Raw genomic sequence first — 19733 nt, 5'->3', positions numbered from 1 at the left:
CGGCGATGTGTGTGTCGGGGGCGCCGGTTAGCGTGGGTCGGGTCGATGGGCCGTCCACACCAGGCGGTCGAGTCCTGGGGAGGACCAGATGAGGCTGCCACGCTCCGGTGCCGGCTGGACAATCGCCGTCTTCGGCGTCCTCGCGCTGCTGCTGGGGGCGCTCGGGTTGATCTGGCCGGAGGCGCAGCTGCGGCTGCTCGGCTTCGAGGTGCCGGCCGAGCGCGGCCCGGGTGACTACACCGGCACCTTCCTCACCGCCTCCTCGATGGCCTCGTTCAACATGGGCGTCTACTACCTGCTGGCCGCGGCCACCGAGTGGCGGCCGTTCTACCGGTTCACGGTCTACTTCCGGCTGGTCACCTTCACCGTCTTCAGCATTGCGGTGCTCTCCGACGTCGCCCCGGACCGGTTCTTCGGGGTCGCCGTGTGGGAGGGACTGGGCGCGCTGGCCACCGCCATCGGCCTCTGGTGGGACGCCCACCGCGCCGCGCCGGGAGCGCCGGCGGTGACCGCGCCGGACGCCACGCCCGCCGCGTCCGGGTCCGCGCCGGCCACCGACGCGGTCAACTGACCGACCCGGATCGTTGGGTATTTTCGAGCCGTGACCGACACCCCGCCTGGCGCCCTGCGGCTGCCCATCGTGCCCGGTCTGACCGGTCTGGAGGTGTTCGCCCGGGGCGGCTACGCCACGGTCTACCGGGCCACGCAGATCTCGGTGGGGCGCGAGGTCGCGGTCAAGGTGGAGAACCGCACGCTGGACAGCGAGCGGGACCAGGCCCGCTTCCTGCGCGAGGCGCGGGCCGCCGGCAAGATGTCGTCCCACCCGCACGTGGTCGACCTCTTCGACGTCGGGGTCACCGTCGACCAGCACCCCTACCTGATCATGGAGCTCTGCGACGGGTCGTACGCCGAGCGGATGCGGACCTCGCCGCTGGGCCCGGTGGAGGCCCGCGACCTCGGCGTCAAGATCGCCGACGCGCTCGCCCACTCGCACGCGGCCGGGGTGCTGCACCGGGACGTCAAGCCGGCAAACATCCTCTACTCGCATTTCAACCCGGCGGTGCTGGCCGACTTCGGGCTGGCGGTGCTGGCCGAGGTGCGGGACGCCTCGGTCACCCTGGAGGTGCTCACCCCGGCGTACGCGCCGCCGGAGATGTTCAGCCACAGCCCGCCCTCGCCGGCCGTCGACGTCTACGCGCTCTGCGCGACCCTCTACGCGGTGATGTACGGCCGGCCGCCGCGCTGGCAGTCCGAACGCAATCCGAGCCTGGTCACGGTGCTGGAGATGTTCCAGCAGCCGATCCCGGGCCTGCCCGGCGTGCCGGAGGAGCTGACCGACGTGCTCCGGGCCGGGATGGACAACGATCCCGGCGCCCGGCCGTCCGCCCTTGAGCTGCGCGGGATGCTCGCCGCGCTGCCGCTCGACGCCGGCCCCGCTCCGGTCAGCAGCGCACCGGTCTCCGGCGCTCCGGTCAGCCCCACCGGTGGCGGCTCCACCGCTGTCGGCTCCTACACCGTCGGCCGGTCCGGCCAGCCGGCCCAGCGCCCCCCGTTCGAGGACGCGCAGCCCACCGTGCCGGCCCCCGGTCGCCGGTGGCGGCGGCGCTGGTTCCTGGGCGGCGCCGGGGCCCTCGCGCTGGCGGCCTCGGCCAGCGCCGGGGCGTGGCTCGCCTCCGCCACGCCGGCCGGTGGGTCACCGGCGCCGGTGGCCACCGGGGTCAGCGCCCCCGTCGCCGGGCCGGACGTGCTGCCGGGCTGCCGGCCCGGCTCGTCCGGTGTGGACCTGCCGCCAGGGGCCCACTGCGTGCCGGAGCTGGAGTGCTTCGGCCCGGTCCGGGTGCGCGGCGACCGGGCCGAGGCGGTCCGGATCCCGTGCGACGGCCGGCACACCTGGGAGGCCTACGCCGAGGGCGACCTGCCGGACCGGCTGGTCGGGGCGGGGCACGCCGCGATCAGCGCCGACCCCGCCGTCCGTGGCGTCTGCAACGTCCGCACGTTCCGGCTCACCAGCGGCATCAGCCACCAGGCCGGCTGGAACCTGGAGGTGCTGCCGCCCGCCGGGACGGCGGCGGACCGGACGTACCGCTGCCTGGCCGGGCGCGGCGTGGACGCGCTCGCCGCGCCGACCCTCACCGGTCGCTGACCCCGTTCACCGCCCGGATGTCCCGGACCGCCTGGCTGTCCAACGCCTCCAGCGTGTCCGCGTCCACCGCGTGGCTGCCGGGTGCGGGCTGACCCGGCGGTGGGTAGGCGGCCACCGCCTCGGCGCCGCCGGCCTGCCGTGCGGCGGTCACCGCCACGCCGGCCACCATGCCGAGCAGCACGCAGAGCAGGGCCAGAACCACCGCCAGGATGCCCTGCGGACGCCAGACCACCAGCGCCACCAGCGGCGCGACCGCGGCCAGCGCCGCGGCAACGGCCTTCAGCCGCGCATCGGGCTTGGGTAACAACCTCACCCGACAAGCATGGCCCAGGTCACCCGGCTGTCAACCGCAGGACGGCCCCGCCGGGCGTCCGCCGCCCGTGGGTCAGTACGACTTGTCCTGGCCGAGGACGTGCTGGGCGACGAAGTTGAGGATCATCTCCCGGCTGACCGGGGCGATCCGGCCGGCGCGGACCGCGCCGAGCAGGGTGGCCACGCCGTACTCCGTGGTCATGCCGGCCCCGCCGAGCGCCTGCACTGCGGTGTCCACGGCGAGCGCGGCGGCCTCGCCGGCCGCGTACTTGGCCATGTTGGCGGAGATGCCGGCCTCGAGATCGCGACCGGCGTCGTACAGGCCGGCCGCCTTGTAGATCATCAGTCGGGCCAGTTCCACCTGCACCGCCGTGTGCGCCAGCGGGTGCGCCACGCCCTGGTGGGAGCCGATGCTCCGGCCGCCCCAGACCTTGCGGGTGGCGGTGTACTCCGAGGCACGCTCGATCGCGTACCGGCCGGTGCCGGCGCCCATGGCGGCGACCGTGATCCGCTCGGGGTTGAGCCCGGCGAAGAGCGCCGGCAGGCCCGCGTCGAGGGACTCGCCGACCAGCGCGTCGGCGGGGAGCCGCACGTCGTCCAGGTAGAGCAGGAACTGGTTCTCCGGGGAGACGATCTCCATGTCCAGCTTGGACCGGGTCAGCCCAGGCGCGTCGGCCGGCACGATGAACAACGCCGGCTTCAGTCTCTGCGGAGCCGCCTCCGCTGAGCCGGCTTGCCCGTCTTCGACGGCGACCCGCGCCACGACCAGCACGTACTTCGCCTCGTCGACCCCGGAGATGTAGCACTTGCGGCCGGAGAGGAGCCAGTCGTCGCCGTCGCGGCGGGCCATCGTGCCGAGCCGGTGGAAGTTCGAGCCGGCCTCCGGCTCGGTGATCGCGAAGACCACCTTGAGCGAGCCGTCGGCGAAGCCGGGCAGGTAGCGCTTGCGCTGCTCGTCGGTGCCGTGCTTGTTGATGACGGTCGCCGCGATGGCGGGGGAGACCACCAGCAGCAACAGCGGACAGCCGGCCGCGGCCAGCTCCTCGCAGACGATGGCCAGCTCGGTGATGCCGCCACCCCCGCCGCCGTACTCGGTGGGGATGTTGACGCCGAGGTAGCCGAGCCGCCCTGCCTCGCTCCACAGCTCGGTGGTGTGTTCGCCGGCCTTGGCCTTCGTCACGAAATAGCCGTGGCCGTACCGCCTGCCCAGCGACCGGACCGCGTCGCGGAGCTGCTGTTGCTCGGGGGTGAGGTCGAAGTTCATCGCGAGTCCTCCTCGGGGTTCGACGGCTCCAGGTCGCCGCGCGGCGCAAGACGCGCCGAGCTGGAGTTGTCGACAACGGCCAGCACGGCGCCGGTGTCGACCTGGCCGCCGGAAGGCACCGGCAGCTCGGCGACCACGCCATCGGTCGGGGCGAGCACGGGGTGTTCGAGCTTCATCGCTTCCAGGGTCAGTAGCAGGTCACCGGCGGCCACCCGCTGACCGACCTCGACGTGCACCCGGGTCACCGCGCCGGGCAGCGGCGCCACCAGCGACCCGGCCGCCAGCTCCGCGGTGGGGGGCGGGAACCGTGGCAGCTCGGCCAGGCTCGCCGCCCCGTCCGGGCCGTCCACGAAGACCTCCGACCCCACCCGGCGTACGCGGAACGCCCGCCGCACGCCGTCGACGTCGAGCACGACCCGGTCCGGGGCGGCCTGGACCAGGGTCACAACGTACTCGGTCGACGGATCGGTGGACCATTCGGCGAGGCCGCCCCTGCGGTCCAGCCGGTAGCGGACCTCGATCTCGCCGTCCGGCCCCGTGTAGCGGGTGACCTGCGGGAACGCCGGCACGTTCCGCCAGCCGGACGGCAGCCCGGCCGGCACCGTCGCGCTCGCCCGTCGCGCCGCTGCCGAGGCGAGCGCGGCGGCCAGCGCCGCGAGCGGGAGCTGGTCGGCCGGCAGGAGTGGCGCGAAGACCTCCTCGTGCCGGTCCAGGAAGCCGGTGTCGATGTCGACCGCGCCGAACTCCGCGCTGCGCAGCACCCGGACCAGCAGGTCCCGGTTGCTGGGTACGCCGTGGAACTCGGCGCGGGCCAGCGCGCCGGCCAGCGCCCGGGCCGCCTCGGCGCGGGTGGGCGCCCAGGCGATCAGCTTGGCCAGCATCGAGTCGTAGTGCACGCTCACCACCGAGCCGTCCACCATCCCGGAGTCGAGGCGAAGGCCCCGCGTCGGGGTGAACGAGCCGGCCACCCCGGGCACGGCGAACCGGTGCAGGGTGCCGGTGGCCGGCCGCCAGCCCTGGCCCGGGTCCTCGGCGCAGAGGCGTACCTCGATCGCGTGGCCGTCGCTCGGCGGGGCCGCCGCCAGCGGCAGCGGCTCGCCCTCGGCGACCAGCAGTTGCAGCCGGACCAGGTCCAGCCCGGTGACCGCCTCGGTGACCGGGTGCTCCACCTGGAGCCGGGTGTTCATCTCCAGGAAGAAGAACTCGCCGTTCGGGGCGAGCAGGAACTCGACGGTGCCGGCGCCGACGTACTCCACCGCCCGGCCGGCCGCCACCGCCGCCTCGTGCAGCCGCTCGCGCAGCTCAACCGGGATGACCCCGGGGGCCTCCTCGATGATCTTCTGGTGCCGGCGCTGGATCGAGCACTCGCGCACGCCGAGGGCGGCCACCGTGCCCCGGGTGTCGCCGAAGATCTGCACCTCGACGTGGCGGCCGCGCTCGACGTACCGCTCGACGAAGACGCTGCCGTCGCCGAACGCGCCGGCCGCCTCGCGGCGGGCGGAGGCGACGGCCTCGGCGAGGCCAGCCGGATCGCGGACGATGCGCATGCCGCGCCCGCCGCCGCCCGCGGACGCCTTGACCAGCACCGGGAAGTCGCTGATCTCGTCGGCCTCGGTCCAGGTCGGCAGCATCGGCACGCCCGCCTCGGCGAGCAGCGCCTTCGCCGCCATCTTGTCGCCCATCGCGGCGATTACCTTGGCCGGCGGGCCGATCCAGGTCAGCCCGGCGTCGGTCACCGCCGCGGCGAACTCGGCGTTCTCCGCGAGGAAGCCGTAGCCCGGGTGGATGGCGTCCGCGCCGGTCCGGCGGGCCGCGTCCAGGATCAGGTCGATGCGGAGGTACGTCTCGGCCGGCGTGTTCCCCGGCAGGCCTACGGCCTGGTCGGCCTCGGCGACGAACGGCGCGTCGGCGTCGGCGTCGGAGTGCGCGGCGACCGTCTCGATGCCGAGCGCCCGGCAGGTGGCGAAGACCCGGCGGGCGATCTCGCCCCGGTTGGCGACCAACAACTTCCGAATCATCTGCGCTGAGCCTGCCTTTCGTTCGCGACTGCGGGACTCCGCTTCGCTGCGTTCCTCGCGCTCACCGGGCCTCACATTCGGAAGACGCCGAAGCCGTCGGCGCCCTTCACCGGTCCGTTGTGGATTGCCGAGAGGCAGAGCCCGAGGACGGTACGGGTGTCCCGGGGGTCGATCACCCCGTCGTCGTAGAGCCGGCCGGAGAGGAAGAGCGCGCCGGACTGGGACTCGATCTGCTGCTCGACCATCGCCCGCATCGCGGCGTCGGATTCCTCGTCGTAGTCGCGGCCCCGGGCCGCGGCGGCCTGCCGGGCGACGATCGACAGCACCCCGGCCAGCTGGGCCGGGCCCATCACCGCCGACTTGGCGTTCGGCCAGGTGAACAGGAAGCGGGGCTCGTACGCCCGGCCGCACATGCCGTAGTTGCCCGCGCCGTACGAGGCGCCCAGGTTGACCGTCAGGTGCGGCACGGTCGAGTTCGACACCGCGTTGATCATCAGGGCACCGTGCTTGATGATGCCGCGCTGCTCGTACTCGGTGCCGACCATGTAGCCGGTGGTGTTCTGGAGGAAGACCAGCGGGGTGTCGGCGGCGTTGGCGAGCTGGATGAACTGCGCCGCCTTCTGCGCCTCCTCACTGAACAGCACGCCCCGGGCGTTGGCCAGCACGCCGACCGGGTACCCGTGCAGCTCGCCCCAGCCGGTGACCAGGGCACTGCCGTAATTGGGCTTGAACTCGTCGAACTCGCTGCCGTCCAGCACCCGGGCCAGCACCTCGCGCGGGTCGAACGGCACCCTGAGGTCGGCGCTGGCGATGCCGAGCAGCTCCTCCGGGTCGTACCTGGGGGGCTGGGGGAAGGGGTTGCGCGGGGCGGGGCCCTGCTTGCGCCAGTTGAGCCGGCGTACGCACTGACGGGCCAGCCGGATGCCGTCCCGCTCGTCCTCGGCGAGGAAGTCCGCGAGCCCGGACTTCGTGGCGTGCATGGCCGCCCCGCCCAGCGACTCGTCGTCGGTGACCTCGCCGGTGGCCATCTTCACCAGCGGCGGCCCGGCCAGGTAGACCTGGGACCGGTCCCGGACCATGATGGTGAAGTCGGACATCCCCGGCACGTACGCGCCGCCCGCGGTGGCGTTGCCGAAGACCACGCTGACCGTGGGGATCTTCGCCGCGGAGAGCCGGGTCAGGTCGCGGAACACCCGGCCGCCCGGGATGAAGATCTCCGCCTGGGTGGGCAGGTCCGCCCCGGCCGACTCGACCAGGTTGATCATCGGCAGCCGGTTCGCCAAGGCGATCTCGCCGGCCCGTCGGGTCTTCGCCAGCGACCAGGGGTTGACCGCGCCGCCGCGTACCGTCGGGTCGTTGGCGACGACCAGGCACTCCACGCCCTCGACCACCCCGATGCCGGTCACCACGCTGGCCCCGACCGGGAAGTCGGTGCCGTACGCGGCCACCGGGGAGAGCTCCAGGAACGGGCTGTCCGGGTCGAGCAGCAGCTCGATCCGCTCCCGGGGGAGCAGCTTGCCGCGCTTGTGGTGCCGGCTCACGTACTTCTCGCCGCCGCCGGCCCGGGCCTGGTCCAGCGCGGCGTCCAGCTCGGCGAGGCGTTCCAGCAGGGCATCCCGGTTGGCCCGGTAGGCCGCCGAGGACGGGTCGATCGCGCTGTCCACCGTGGTCACAGGCCGATGCCCTTCGCGATGATCTCGTTCATGATCTCGGTGGTGCCGCCGCCGATGCCGAGGATCCGGGCGTCCCGATAGTGCCGCTCCACCTCGGCGTCGCGCAGGTAGCCGAAGCCGCCGTGCAGTTGCAGCGCCTGGTCCACCACGTAGCCGCAGGCGGCCACCGCGACGTTCTTGGCCATCGCCACCTCGGTCACCACCGGCTCGCCGGCCGCCACCCGCGCCGCCACCTGGTGCACGTACGCCCGGGCGGCCTCGGCCCGGGTGTGCATCTCGGCCAGCCGGTGCCGGACGAGCTGCCGACTGGCCAGCGGACGGCCGAACGTGGAGCGGTCCCGGCACCACGTGACGGCCAGCTCGATACAGCGTTGCGCGGTCGCGTACGCCTGCGTGGCCAGCGACAGCCGCTCGGTGGCGAAGTGCTGCATGATCGCCAGGAAGGCCGTGTTCTCCTCGCCGATCCGGTTCGCCACCGGCACCCGGACGTCGACGAAGGAGAGCTCGGCGGTGTCCGAGCAGTGCCAGCCGAGCTTCTCCAGCCGCCTGCCGACGGTGAAGCCGGGGGTGTCCTTGTCGATCACCAGCAGGGTGAGCGCGCCGCCGCCGGGGGGAAGGGTGCACACGGCGGTGGTCACGAAGTCGGCGCGGACCCCGCTGGTGATGTAGGTCTTCGAGCCGTTCACCACGTAGTGGTCGCCGTCCCGGCGGGCGCTGGTGCGGATCGAGGCGACGTCGGAGCCGCCGTCCGGCTCGGTGATCGCCAGCGCGCCGATCATCGTCCCGGCAAGAGTCGGGCGGACGTACCGGTCGATGAGGTCGTGATCGCCGGCCGTCCGCCCGAGCGCGTCGGCGATCCGGCCGCCGAGGGAGCCGCCGGTCCGCCCGCCGGCGGCGGCGACCATGTGCGGCAGCGCGATGCCGTGCGTGAAGAGGGCGGCGACCAGGCCGGACGAGCCACCCGAGCGGATGATCTCCTCGGTGACGATGATCGAGTCGAGCAGGTCCCCGCCGCTGCCGCCCACCGACTCGGGGAAGCCGATGCCGAGCAGGCCGATCTTCGCGGCGGTGGCGTGCAGTTCCCGGGGGACCTCGCCGGCCCGCTCCCACTCGTCCAGGTGCGGCAGCACCTCCCTCCTGACGAAGGCCCGGGTCAGCTCGCGGAGCTGCCGGCGTTCGGGACCGTCCACGATGGTCACGCGGTCACCTCCCCGGCGGGCAGGTCGACCACGCGGGAGCGGAGCAGCTCGCCGAGCGCCTTGGCCTGCGGGTCGAACCGGGTGGAGGCGGCCACCCCCGGCCCGAGCAGCCCCCGGATCACGAAGTTGACTGCCCGCAGGTTCGGCAGCTCGTACCGCTGGACGGTCAGCGGGGCGGTCTCCGGCAGCAGTTCGGCCAGCCGCTCGACGGTCAGCCAGCCGCGCAGCCAGTCCCACGTCGCTTCGGTGCGGGCCCAGACGCCCAGGTTGGCGTCCCCGCCCTTGTCCCCGGAACGGGCCCCGACCAGCTCCCCCAGCGGCGCGCGCCGCCGCTCACCCCGCGGTTCCCCGGCCACGCCACCGTCGGGCGGTCCGGTCCGCCTCGCCGAGTGGCCGGCCGGGCCGGCGACGGTCGCGCCCGCGGCAGGCGCGGGGACGGCCGTGCGGCTGGGCGGCGGGATCGACACCCGCTCGCCGCTGGGGAGGACGGCGACGTGCGCGACCTCCGCCTGCGGCACGAATTCCGCCGTGAAGACGCCGTAGGGGGTGGCATCGCCGGGCGGGGTGGTCAGCGTGCAGCCCGGGTAGGAGGCCAGCGCCAGCTCCACCGCGGCCGCCGAGAAGGCCCGGCCGGCCCTCACCTTGTCGCCGTCTCGCAGATGTACGTGCAGCAGGGCGCTCGCCGCCTCGGTGTCGCTGCTGTCCGGGTGGTCAGTGCGGGCCAGGGTGAACTCCAGCCCCTCCTTGCCGACCGCCTCCTCGAGCTGCCCCCGGACCAGCGCCGCCTTGGCCGGGATGTCCAGCCCGCACAGCACGAAGGTCATCGAGTTGCGGTAGCCGCCCAGGTTGTTGACGCCCACCTTGAGGGTGTCCGGCGGCGGGGTGCCCCGGACGCCGGTCACCCGGACCCGGTCCGGCCCGTCGGCGGTCAGGCTGATCGTGTCCAGCCGGGTCACCACGTCCGGCCCGAGGTACGCCGGCTCGTCCACCTCGTACAGCAGCTGGGCGGTGACCGTCTCCACGGTGACCGCGCCCCCGGTGCCGAGGTGCTTGGTGAGCGCCGAGGAGCCGTCCGGGTGGATCTCGGCGATCGGGAAGCCGGGCCGGTGACCGCCGTCGGGCAGCTCGGTGAAGAAGCTGAAGTTGCCGCCGGTGACCTGCGCGCCGCACTCGATCAGGTGGCCGGCCACGGTCGCCCCGGCCAGCGCGTCCAGGTCGTCGCGGCCCCAGCCGAAGCGCGCGATCGCCGGCCCGACCGCCAGCGACGCGTCGGTGACCCGGCCGGTCACCACCACGTCCGCCCCGGCGTCGAGGCAGGCGGCGATGCCGAACGCGCCGAGGTAGGCGTTGGCGGTGAGCGCGTTCGGGCGCTGGAGGGCGTCGCCCTCGACGTACCCGATCCGCGCGGTGAGGCCGAGCCGGTCGGCGAGCGACCCGATGGCGGCGGCCAGGCCGGCCGGGTTGTGCCCGCCGGCGTTGGTCACGATCCGTACGCCGCGGTCGAGCGCGGTGCCGAGGCAGCCCTCCAACTGCCGCAGGAAGGTCTTGGCGTAGCCGAGACCCGGGTCGCGCAGCCGGTCCCGGCCGAGGATCAGCATGGTCAGCTCGGCCAGGTAGTCGCCGGTCAGCACGTCCAGCTCGCCGCCGTCGAGCATCTCCCGCCAGGCGGTGAACCGGTCGCCGTAGAAGCCGGAGGCGTTGCCGACCCGGAGCACGGCACTCATGTCGTCACCCGGGTGGGTTGGCGGCCGGCTCCGGGTGGCCCGGCGAAGGCCTGGGCCACGTCGAGCCACTCGTCGGCGATCGGGCCGCTGGCGACCAGGGCCAGGTCGGCGCGGTGCCGGCGCTGGGTGACCAGCAGGCAGAAGTCGAGCGCCGGCCCGGTGACCCGGTCGGCGGCCTCCGCCGGCCCCCAAGCCCAGATGTCGCCGTCCGTGCCATCTTCGCTCGCGACTGCGGGGCCCGCGAGCTCACTCCTCGCGCTCGCAGGTGCTGTCAGCTCGAGCCGGACCGGGGCCGTCGGCACCGGGCGGCCGTGGGCGGCGAAGCCGTGCCCGAGGGTACGGAAGCCGAGGTGGGCGACGTGCCGCAGGCGGGCCGTCGCCGGGCGGGTGACGCCGAGCGCGTCCGCGACGTCCTCGCCGTGTGCCCAGGTCTCCATGATCCGGGCGGTGGCCATCGAGGCGGGAGACATCCGGGTGCCGTACCAGGGCAGCTTCTCGCCGGGTGGCACGGCGGCGAGGGCCGCCGCGAGCGCCGCCCGCCCGTCCCGCCAGCGGGCCAGCAGCTCGGCGGGCGGGGCGAGGAAGGCCTCGGCGCCGTCGTCCACCAGCCGGGCCGGATCGGGGGCCGAGGTGACCGACGCGAAGAACGCCTCGGCGTCGGTGGCCGCGAGCCGGGCGACGTGGTCGGTCCAGGCCAGGTGGGCGATCTGGTGGGCGATCGTCCATCCGGGAGCCGGCGTGGGTCGGGCCCAGGCCTCCGCCGGCAGTGCGGCGACGAGGGCGTCGAGCTGCTCGGACTCGGCGGCCAGATCCGCGAGCAGCGCTGTCAGGTCGACCATGGTGCCTCCTGGCGGGGTGGGCTGGTCAGGGGTCAGGGTCGCTCGCTACCGGGCGTTAGCGGGCGGGCCTTCGTCGGGCGCGAGCAGGGCGGCGAGCTGGCGCTTCCAGGTGTGCAGCAAAGCGGTACGGCGGGCCGAGTCGTCGCTGAGCAGGTTGGCGACACCTAGGCCGCGGAGCAGGTCGAGGGTTGCCTGCACCGCCTCCCGTACGCCGGGCTGGCGCTCGTCCACCCCGAGCAGCTCGAGGGTCAGCCGGTGCATCTCCCGGCCCATCCGGGCCTCGAGGGGCACCAGGGCCGCCCGCAACTCGGCGTCGGTGCGGGCGGCCACCCACAGCTCCAGGGCGGCGACGAAGAGCGGCCCGGTGAACGCGGCGGCGAGGAGGTCGACCACCCCGTCCAGCCGGCGCGGGCCGGCCGGCAGGGCGTCGGCCTCGGTGCGCAGCTCGACGGCCCGGCGCTCGGTGAGGTGGGCAACGGCGGCGGTGACCAGGGCGGCCTTGGTCGGGTAGTGGTGGAGCTGGGCGCCCCGGGAGACGCCCGCCCGGGCCGCCACCACGGTCGTGGTGGTGCCGGACCAACCGTGCTCGACAAGGCACTCGACGGTCGCCTCCAGCAGCCGGGCCTGGGTGGCGCGGCTGCGTTCCTGCCGAGCCACGCGAGTCGATGCGACGGGCATGGGGACAGCCTGCCGCCCCCGAAACAAACAGTCAAGCCTGACTTTTTTTGGGGGTTTGGGGTGACAGTGCGCCGCTTTGTCGATGTTCTCGATCTACGTACATGGATCTTCCTGCCGGCGCACCGCTCGGCTAGCGTGCGCCCTCAGACGAGAAGGAGGTGTGCCGTGACCCAATCCCCGGATCCGTCCACAGCCGACGCCGCGATCGAGCGGTTCGGTTATCGCCAGGAACTGAGCCGTTCGCTCAGCTTCACCGACCTGCTCATCTACGGGTTGATCTTCATGGTGCCGATCGCCCCGTTCGGCATCTTCGGCAGTGTGTACGCCGGCTCCGGCGGAATGGTGGCCCTGGCGTACCTCATCGGCATGGTCGCGATGATGTTCACCGCACTGTCGTACGCGCAGATGGTCCGCGCGTTCCCGATGGCCGGCTCGGTCTACACCTACACCGGACGCGGCATCGCGCCGCCCGTCGGCTTCCTGGCCGGCTGGGTGATCCTGCTCGATTACGTGCTCGTGCCCGGCCTGCTCTATCTGGTGGCCAGCGTGGCGATGCACTCCCTCGTGCCCGCCGTGCCGGTGTGGGCATGGCTGGTGGCCTTCGTGGTGCTCAACACGGTCGTCAACTACCTCGGCATCCAGTTGACCGCCAAGGTCAACCGCGTCATGCTCGCCGCCGAGCTGGTCGTCCTGGTGATCTTCCTGGTCATCGGGGTGGTCGCGCTCGCCCAGGGCAAGGGCGACGGCTTCTCGCTGCGGCCACTGTTCAACTCGGACACCTTCTCCTGGCCGCTGGTGTTCGGCGCGGTGTCCATCGCCGTGCTGTCCTTCCTCGGCTTCGACGGCATCTCGATGCTGGCGGAGGAGAGCCGCGAGGAGGCCCGCCAGATCGGCCGGGCCATGGTCGCGGCGCTGCTGCTCGCCGGCGCCCTCTTCATCGTGCAGACCTGGGTGGCGGCGATGCTCGTACCGGACGCGGGCGACCTGCTCGCGAACGGCGATCCCGAGGGTACGGCGTTCTACGACGCAGCGGAGGTCGCCGGTGGCGGCTGGCTGCGGGGGCTGACCGCCCTGGCCACCGCGATCGCGTGGGGCTTCGCCAACTCCCTGGTGGCCCAGGCCGCCACCTCCCGCCTGCTGTACGCGATGGCGCGCGACCGGCAGATGCCGCGCTTCCTCGCCCGGGTCAACCCGAGACACAAGGTGCCGGCCAACGCCACCCTGCTGGTCGCCGGCATTTCCCTGGCGCTCGGCCTCTACATGGCCAGCCGGGACGACGGGATCTCGCTGCTGTCCACCCTGGTCAACTTCGGCGCGATGACGGCGTTCCTGGCGCTGCACGCCTCGGTCGTGGTGCACTACGTGGTCCGCGGTGGCAGCCGGGACTGGTTGCGGCACCTCGTGGTGCCGGTGATCGGGTTCCTGATCCTGCTCTACGTCGTGATCAACGCCAAGGTCGCCGCTCAGATGCTCGGCTTCGCCTGGTTGGGCGTCGGCGTGATCGTCCTGATCGCCTTCTACGCGACCGGCCGACGTCCCGAACTGGCCGCTCTCGCGGAGACCGGACACGACACCACCGACCAGCCCGTCAAGGAGCCCACATGACCGAGGTCGTCAAGTACCGGCCGGAGCCGGATGAGCTCTCCTACACCTTCGGCGGGCGTGAGCCGGTGCGTCGCGTACGTCCGGGCACGATCCTCGAGCTGTACACCGAGGACTGCTTCGGCGGGCGGGTCCGCGGCGTGGACGACCTGCCCTCGCAGGTGTGCCAGTTTCCTTACCTCAACCCGGTGACCGGACCGATCCACGTGGAGGGCGCCGAGCCGGGGGACACCCTGGCCGTCCATCTCGTCGCCATCGAGCCGGCCCGCGACTGGGCGGTGTCCACCACCTTTCCGCACTTCGGCGCGCTCACCGGTACGCACACCACGGCCACTCTGCATCCGCCGCTCGATGAGGTGGTCTGGCGGTACGACGTCGACGTCGCCGCGGGGACGGTGACGTATCGGGCGCGGCGCGGCGACTACTCGGTCGAGCTGCCGTTGGACCCGATGCACGGCACCGCGGGGGTGGCACCGGCCGCCTTCGAGGCGCGGATGACGATCACGCCGGATGCGCACGGCGGCAACATGGACAGCCCGGAACTGCGGGCCGGGGTCACCGCGTACTTCGGCGTGAACGTTCCGGGAGCACTGTTCGCCCTCGGCGACGGGCACTGCCGGCAGGGCCACGGCGAGGTCTGCGGCACCGGCGTCGAGGCAGCCATGAACACGACCGTCGTGGTGGACGTCATCAAGGGCGCGGGCACGCCGTGGCCTCGACTGGAATCCGACGACGCCCTGATGTGCACCGGCTCGGCGCGCCCGCTCGAGGACGCCTACCGGATCAGCCAGCACGACCTGGTCACCTGGACCGCCGAGCTGGTTGGCATGGACCAACTCGACGCATATCAGCTGATCAGTCAGGCCGGCGAGGCGCCGGTCGGCAACGTGTGCGATCCGAACTACACCATGGTCGCCAAGGTGGACAAGCGCTACCTCGGTGGGGTGAGCGGGTACGACGGGGTGCACGCCCGCCTGCGCGAGGTGGCCCAGGACTACCTGACCCACCGCTGATCGGACGCGGGAACCGGCCGGGCCCATTGGCTCGGTCGGGCCCGTCTGTTCGGCCGAACCCGGCGGCCGGGGAAGCGGTGCCGTCAGCGGCCGTCGCGGGGGCCGAAGACGGCGAGGGCGTCGGCGTCGCTGTGCCGGGAGCGGAGGTACTCGTCGGCCCACTCGGCGGCGTCGGGGAAGCCCGACTCGGCCGTCACCCGGGCGCAAGCGGCGTCCACGTCGTACCCGGTCCGGCGCAGCTGCACTCCCGCCCCGAGCAGGGCCCACCACGCCCCGGCCCCGCCGTACGGCATCCCCACGCTGCCCGGGTTGACCACCAGCCGGCGGTCGACCAGCCGGGTGAACGGCATGTGGGTGTGCCCGCAGACCACCGTGCCCACGTCGGCCGGCAGCCCGGCGAAGACCTCCGCCCAGCGTTCCATCCGGGAGTCGACCAGCACGACCTCCTCGTCGTCCCGGGGCGTCGCATGGCAGAAGAGCACCTCGCCCAGGCCGGCGACCGGCAGGGTGACGGTCAGCGGCAGCGCGGCCAGCCGGGCGACCTGGTCGTCCCGGAGCTGCTCGGCGGCCCAGTTCGAGACGTCGATCGGGGATTTCCGGCCGGCCCGCGCCTCGACGAGCTCCCGGTCGGCGTTGCCACCGACCCAGCACGCCCGGTCGCCCAGCGCGGCGAGCCGGTCCAGCACCTCGACCGGCTGCGGACCGGCGGCGATGTCGCCGGTGAGCACCACCAGGTCGGCGGAGACGACGTCCGGCTCGGCCAGTACGGCCTCCAGCGCCGGCAGCGCGCCGTGGATGTCGGAGAGGACGGCGACCCGTTCCAGCATGCGGCCCAGCCTCGCCGGACACCGGCCGCGCCGTCCAGGGATTCTGCGCCGGGCAGACGACAGTCCCCGCGGGAGTGACCGGGAAAGCGGAACCGGCCCGGACCGCTCGCGCGGGCCGGGCCGGGACGCTGGGCTGGCTGGCCGAGGCCGCCGGGAAGGTCAGACCCGGGCGCGGCGGGCCAGGCGCTCCGGGTCGAGGATGATGATGCTCTTGCCGTCCAGCCGCAGCCAGCCCCGCGACGCGAAGTCGGCGAGCGCCTTGTTGACGGTTTCCCGGGAGGCGCCGACGAGCTGGGCGATCTCCTCCTGGGTCAGGTCGTGGGTCACCCGCAGCACGCCGCCGTCGCGGGTGCCGAACCGGCCGGCCATCTGGAGCAGGTTCTTGGCGACCCGCCCGGGCACGTCGGTGAAGATCAGGTCGGCCAGCGAGTCGTTCGTCCGGCGCAGCCGGCGGGCCAGCACCCGCAGCAGCTGCTCGGCGATCTCCGGCCGGTTGTTCAGCCACGGCCGCAGCGCCTGCTTGCGCAGCCGCACCAGGCGGGTGTCGGTCACCGCCGTCGCCGTCGCCGTACGCGGGCCGGGGTCGAAGAGCGACAGCTCGCCGACCATGTCCGACGGGCCCATCACGGCGATCAGGTTCTGCCGGCCGTCCGCCGCGCGGCGGCCAACCTTGATCTTGCCGGACAGCAGGATGTAGAGACTGTCGCCGGGCTCGCCCTCGTTGAAGACGACCTCGCCCTTGCGAACCTCGATCGTCTCCATCTCCTTGGCGAGCGCCTCGGCAGCCTCCGGGTCGACACCCTGGAAGATCCCGCTGCGGGCCAGTACCTCGTCCATCGCGCACCTCCGCTTGCGCTGCCGTCCGTCGGCCGGGTCCGCCGTCCGCTGATCCCTCGCGCGCCGCCAGTCTAGGCGCACTTGAGCGGGAATCAGAGGTGCACCCCTCGGATCATAGGCTCAGGGGCGTGCTGAGTGAGCCGTTTCTGACCACCCGTCACGAGGACGGGTGGAACATCCCGTTGCTGGTGTGGCGCGCCGCCGACGAGCCGCTGCTCGCGGTCGGCTCCGCCCCGCTCGGCGGCGGGATCGGCGTACGGCGATGGGTGGTCAACGCGACCGTGCCGATGACGTACCACCGGGACGACCCCGCCGCCCACCTGGCCGAGCTGGCCGACCGGCTCGGCCTGGACGGGCCCGGGGTCGGGCTGTTGACCGGGGTCGACGTGGCCGAGGTGGTGACCCGGGCCGACACCGGGGTGCGGGTCTGGGCGACGGTCGGGCTCGGCACCCCGGTCTGGGCCGCCGCGCCCACGCCGGCGGCGCCCGCGCAGCGCGTCGGCACGGTCAACATCGTGGCGTACGTCCCGGCCCGGCTCGGCGATGCCGCGCTGGTCAACGCGGTGGCCACGGCCACCGAGGCGAAGGCCCAGGCGATCTGGGAGCTGGGGCTCCCCGCCACCGGCACCCCCACCGACGCGGTCACCGTCCTCTGCCCGGCCGAGGGCGAGCCGGCCCCGTACGGCGGCCCACGCTCGACCTGGGGCGCCCCGCTGGCCCGGGCCGTGCACGCGGCCGTCCTGGCCGGCGGCGCCGGTGAGGTGGTGCCCTGGTCCGACCGCCGACTGGCCTGATCCCCGGCCGCCGGACGGCGCTCGGCCAGGGGTTTTCCGACCGATCGGCCGTCGCCGGAGCGCCTCCCGGGCGGTAGCGTCGCGGACGATGTCTGCTCCCGCCCCGTCCGCGCCCCGTCCACGTCGTCGGCTGGCCGCCGCTCTCGGCGCCCTTGTCGTCGCGCTCCTGGTCGCCGGCTGCGCCGAGGACCGGGGCGGGGAGCCGCCCGCGCCGGTCTGGCAGCCGGGCGCGGGCGGTGGGACCGCCGGCACCCCGGTCCCAAATGAGTCGGTGCAGCCCGTGGACGTCGCCGAGAAGACGATCTCGCTCTCCGCGACCGGCGACATCATCATGGGCAACGCGCCGTCGCGCCTGCCCGCCAACGGTGGCAAGGGCTTCTTCGACCAGGTCAAGGCGGCGCTCAAGGCCGACCTGGTGATGGGGAACCTGGAGGAGCCGCTCACCGACGACACCGGGACCGGCAAGTGCGGCGCCAACGCCTCGAACTGCTTCCAGTTCCGGGCCCCGCCGGAGTACGCGGCGCATCTGCGCGACGCCGGCTTCGAGCTGCTCAACCAGGCCAACAACCACGGCTACGACTACGGCCCGCAGGGCTACCGCAACACCCAGCGGGCCCTGGAGAAGTACGGCCTGCAGCACACCGGCGCGCCGGACCAGATCACCGTGGTCGACGTCGAGGGCGTCAAGGTGGCGGTCGCCGGCTTCTCGTCGTACGTCTGGTCCAACAGCCTGGTCGACATCGAGTCGGCGAAGAAGGTGGTGGCCCGGGCGGCCACCATGGCCGATCTGGTCGTGGTGCAGGTGCACATGGGGGCCGAGGGCGCCGACCGGACCCGGGTGAAGCCGGGCACCGAGATGTTCTTCGGCGAGAACCGGGGCGACCCGGTCCGCTTCTCGCACGCCATGATCGACGCCGGTGCCGACCTGGTCGTCGGGCACGGGCCGCACGTGCTGCGAGGCATGGAGTTCTACCAGGGGCGGCTGATCGCGTACAGCCTGGGCAACTTCGCCGGCGGTGGGAAGTCGCTGAACAGCGACGGCCGGCTCGGCTGGGGCGGGGTGCTGAAGGTCTCCCTCAAGCCGGACGGGAGCTTCGCCGGCGGCACCTTCACCTCGACGTACCTGAACGCGGTGGGCCGGCCGACCATGGACCCGGACGACCGCGGCCTCGGGCTGGTGCGGCAGGTGAGCCGCGCCGACTTCCCGGAGGCCGGGGCCCGGTTGGACGCGGCGGGCCGGATCACCGCGCCGTAGGCCGGGTAGGGCGGCCGGCGGCGCCCGTGGCCCGCCGGATCGTCGCCCGCGCGACGTAGGCTGGCCGGCGTGACCATCAGCTCTCCCGGCGCCATCGAGACCGACCTCGGCCGCAAGCGCCGCGCCCGGCGGATCGGCCGGGTGCTGACCGAGACCCACCCCGACGCGCACTGCGAACTCGACCACACCAACGCGTTGGAGCTCGCCGTCGCCACGATCCTCTCGGCGCAGTGCACCGACAAGAAGGTCAACGAGGTAACTCCGAAGCTCTTCGCCCGCTACCGGAGCGCCGCCGACTACGCGGGGGCGGACCGGGCCGAGCTGGAGGAGCTGATCCGGCCGACCGGCTTCTACCGCAACAAGACCAACTCCCTGATCAACCTCGGCCGGGCCCTCTGCGAGCGGTACGACGGCGAGGTCCCCGGCAGGCTGGCCGACCTGGTCACCCTCCCCGGGATCGGCCGCAAGACCGCCAACGTGATCCTCGGCAACGCCTTCGGCGTACCGGGCATCACCGTCGACACCCACTTCCAGCGGCTGGTGCAGCGGTGGCGGCTGACCACCGAGACCGACCCGGTCAAGATCGAGCACGCCATCGGCGCCCTGTACGAGAAGCGCGACTGGACCATGCTGTCGCACCGGATCATCTTCCACGGCCGGCGGGTGTGCCACGCCCGCAAGCCGGCCTGCGGCGCCTGCACCCTGGCGAAGCTCTGTCCGTCGTACGGGACCGGGCCGACCGAGCCGGTGGCGGCGGCCAAGCTGCTCAAGGGTCCCCGCGCCCGGGACCTCGCGGCGGCCGTCGGGATCGACCCGGAGCTGGTGCCGCAGCAGGCGGTCGTGGCGGAGGCGCCGTGACCCGCCGATTCGCGGCCTTGCTCGTCCCGGTGCTGCTGGCGGTCGCCGGCTGCACCGCAACCGATCAGCAGGCGGCGCCACCGACGGCCACCCGGCCCGAGCGGCCCTCGCCGTTCGCCGACTGCGCCACGCTGACCAGCGCGCCGGCATCGGTCGCTCCCGCGCCGGCCGGCGGGCCGGGGCAGCCGCTGCCCGAGCTGACCCTCTCCTGCTTCACCGGCGGCGCCCCGGTCGACCTGCGCGACCTCCGGGGCCCGGCGGTGATCAACGTCTGGGCCTCCTGGTGCCCGCCCTGCCGAAAGGAGCTACCGGCCTTCCAGCGGCTCAGTGACCGCTCCGCCGGCCGGTTCCAGGTGGTCGGGATCAACAGCCGGGACAGCCGCAGCGCCGCGCAGTCCATCGGCGAGGACTTCGGCGTGCGCTTCCCGATGCTGGTCGACCAGGGCGACGCGCTGCAGCGGGCGCTCAACCGCAACGCCTTCCCGCTGACCCTCTTCGTCGACGCCGAGGGGCGGGTCCGGCACACCGACGCCACCGGGGCGCTCGACGACGCTCGCCTCGCCGCGCTGGTCCGCCAGCACCTCGGCGTGGAGATGAGCGCGTGAGCGCGAGGACGCGCATTCCGGGGCGGCTCGCGTGGGACGCGGCCGAGCCGGAATGCGCGCATGAGCCGGTTTTGCGAGCCCCGCAGTCGCGA

Annotated in this window: 18 protein-coding genes; 8 read left to right on the top strand and 10 right to left on the bottom strand. The window is 73.5% G+C overall.

All coding sequences use genetic code 11. The features are described 5' to 3' along the window. Nucleotides 1-88: 88 nt before the first annotated feature. Both GA0070624_RS02755 and GA0070624_RS02750 read left to right on the top strand, forming a co-directional pair. Complete coding sequence (locus tag GA0070624_RS02755) at nucleotides 89-571, top strand: hypothetical protein (RefSeq protein WP_091336377.1); 483 nt, start codon at nucleotides 89-91, stop codon at nucleotides 569-571. A 30-nt stretch (nucleotides 572-601) separates the two neighbouring features. Then, on the top strand, nucleotides 602-2143 hold the full coding sequence (locus GA0070624_RS02750) for a serine/threonine-protein kinase (protein WP_091336375.1): 1542 nt from the start codon (nucleotides 602-604) through the stop codon (nucleotides 2141-2143). Here GA0070624_RS02750 and GA0070624_RS02745 read toward each other — a convergent pair. The 8 genes from GA0070624_RS02745 to GA0070624_RS02710 all read right to left on the bottom strand — a co-directional run bounded on the left by GA0070624_RS02745 (nucleotide 2130) and on the right by GA0070624_RS02710 (nucleotide 11850). Continuing rightward, the gene (locus GA0070624_RS02745; RefSeq protein ID WP_091336373.1) at nucleotides 2130-2456 is read right to left on the bottom strand and encodes a hypothetical protein; all 327 of its coding nucleotides are present in this window, start codon (nucleotides 2454-2456) and stop codon (nucleotides 2130-2132) included. The two genes, GA0070624_RS02750 and GA0070624_RS02745, sit on opposite strands and share 14 nt — an antisense overlap. Before the next feature lie 72 nt (nucleotides 2457-2528). After that, the gene (locus GA0070624_RS02740; RefSeq protein ID WP_091336371.1) at nucleotides 2529-3719 is read right to left on the bottom strand and encodes an acyl-CoA dehydrogenase family protein; all 1191 of its coding nucleotides are present in this window, start codon (nucleotides 3717-3719) and stop codon (nucleotides 2529-2531) included. Next, on the bottom strand, nucleotides 3716-5737 hold the full coding sequence (locus GA0070624_RS02735) for an acetyl/propionyl/methylcrotonyl-CoA carboxylase subunit alpha (protein WP_091336369.1): 2022 nt from the start codon (nucleotides 5735-5737) through the stop codon (nucleotides 3716-3718). The genes GA0070624_RS02740 and GA0070624_RS02735 overlap by 4 nt, the downstream gene beginning before the upstream one ends. A 71-nt stretch (nucleotides 5738-5808) precedes the next feature. Continuing rightward, a complete protein-coding gene (locus GA0070624_RS02730) occupies nucleotides 5809-7410 on the bottom strand; it encodes an acyl-CoA carboxylase subunit beta (RefSeq protein WP_091336367.1) in 1602 nt (533 codons plus the stop codon). Next, complete coding sequence (locus GA0070624_RS02725) at nucleotides 7407-8609, bottom strand: acyl-CoA dehydrogenase family protein (RefSeq protein ID WP_091336364.1); 1203 nt, start codon at nucleotides 8607-8609, stop codon at nucleotides 7407-7409. Before GA0070624_RS02725 ends, GA0070624_RS02730 begins: the two co-directional genes overlap by 4 nt. Further along, nucleotides 8606-10333 carry an acyclic terpene utilization AtuA family protein gene (locus tag GA0070624_RS02720; protein ID WP_091336362.1) on the bottom strand — a complete coding sequence of 576 codons (1728 nt, stop codon included), beginning with the start codon at nucleotides 10331-10333 and terminating at the stop codon, nucleotides 8606-8608. Before GA0070624_RS02720 ends, GA0070624_RS02725 begins: the two co-directional genes overlap by 4 nt. Further along, nucleotides 10330-11172, bottom strand: coding sequence for a TIGR03084 family metal-binding protein (locus GA0070624_RS02715; protein WP_091336360.1), 843 nt, complete (start codon nucleotides 11170-11172; stop codon nucleotides 10330-10332). The genes GA0070624_RS02720 and GA0070624_RS02715 overlap by 4 nt, the downstream gene beginning before the upstream one ends. 45 nt (nucleotides 11173-11217) lie before the next feature. Next, a complete protein-coding gene (locus GA0070624_RS02710) occupies nucleotides 11218-11850 on the bottom strand; it encodes a TetR/AcrR family transcriptional regulator (RefSeq protein ID WP_091336358.1) in 633 nt (210 codons plus the stop codon). A 165-nt stretch (nucleotides 11851-12015) separates the two neighbouring features. On the opposite strand from GA0070624_RS02710, the gene GA0070624_RS02705 reads away from it, so the two are divergent. Both GA0070624_RS02705 and GA0070624_RS02700 read left to right on the top strand, forming a co-directional pair. Next, on the top strand, nucleotides 12016-13455 hold the full coding sequence (locus tag GA0070624_RS02705) for an APC family permease (RefSeq protein WP_245718631.1): 1440 nt from the start codon (nucleotides 12016-12018) through the stop codon (nucleotides 13453-13455). Continuing rightward, nucleotides 13452-14465: an acetamidase/formamidase family protein gene (locus tag GA0070624_RS02700; protein WP_091336356.1), complete on the top strand. Its 1014-nt coding sequence runs from the start codon at nucleotides 13452-13454 to the stop codon at nucleotides 14463-14465. The genes GA0070624_RS02705 and GA0070624_RS02700 overlap by 4 nt, the downstream gene beginning before the upstream one ends. Nucleotides 14466-14548: 83 nt before the next feature. Here the strand turns inward: GA0070624_RS02700 and GA0070624_RS02695 are convergent, their stop codons facing one another. Both GA0070624_RS02695 and GA0070624_RS02690 read right to left on the bottom strand, forming a co-directional pair. Further along, nucleotides 14549-15292: a metallophosphoesterase family protein gene (locus GA0070624_RS02695; protein WP_091336354.1), complete on the bottom strand. Its 744-nt coding sequence runs from the start codon at nucleotides 15290-15292 to the stop codon at nucleotides 14549-14551. 159 nt (nucleotides 15293-15451) lie between these two features. Then, the gene (locus tag GA0070624_RS02690; protein WP_007073398.1) at nucleotides 15452-16129 is read right to left on the bottom strand and encodes a Crp/Fnr family transcriptional regulator; all 678 of its coding nucleotides are present in this window, start codon (nucleotides 16127-16129) and stop codon (nucleotides 15452-15454) included. 128 nt (nucleotides 16130-16257) lie between these two features. On the opposite strand from GA0070624_RS02690, the gene GA0070624_RS02685 reads away from it, so the two are divergent. From GA0070624_RS02685 to GA0070624_RS02670, 4 genes are all read left to right on the top strand, one after another. Further along, entirely contained in the window at nucleotides 16258-16923 is a 666-nt protein-coding gene (locus GA0070624_RS02685) for an adenosylcobinamide amidohydrolase (protein WP_091336352.1), read from the top strand. Between the two features lie 88 nt (nucleotides 16924-17011). Continuing rightward, nucleotides 17012-18178 carry a CapA family protein gene (locus tag GA0070624_RS02680; protein ID WP_091336350.1) on the top strand — a complete coding sequence of 389 codons (1167 nt, stop codon included), beginning with the start codon at nucleotides 17012-17014 and terminating at the stop codon, nucleotides 18176-18178. A 69-nt stretch (nucleotides 18179-18247) separates the two neighbouring features. Next, nucleotides 18248-19036 (top strand): endonuclease III, encoded by a 789-nt coding sequence (gene nth / locus GA0070624_RS02675; RefSeq protein WP_091336347.1) that lies wholly within the window; start codon nucleotides 18248-18250, stop codon nucleotides 19034-19036. Next, a complete protein-coding gene (locus tag GA0070624_RS02670) occupies nucleotides 19033-19641 on the top strand; it encodes a TlpA family protein disulfide reductase (RefSeq protein ID WP_091336345.1) in 609 nt (202 codons plus the stop codon). The genes nth and GA0070624_RS02670 overlap by 4 nt, the downstream gene beginning before the upstream one ends. Nucleotides 19642-19733: the final 92 nt, after the last annotated feature.

This window comes from Micromonospora rhizosphaerae (assembly GCF_900091465.1).
Lineage (GTDB): Bacteria > Actinomycetota > Actinomycetes > Mycobacteriales > Micromonosporaceae > Micromonospora > Micromonospora rhizosphaerae.
The sequence above is the reverse complement of the archived record's forward strand: the minus strand, read 5'-3'. Positions and strand labels throughout refer to the sequence as shown.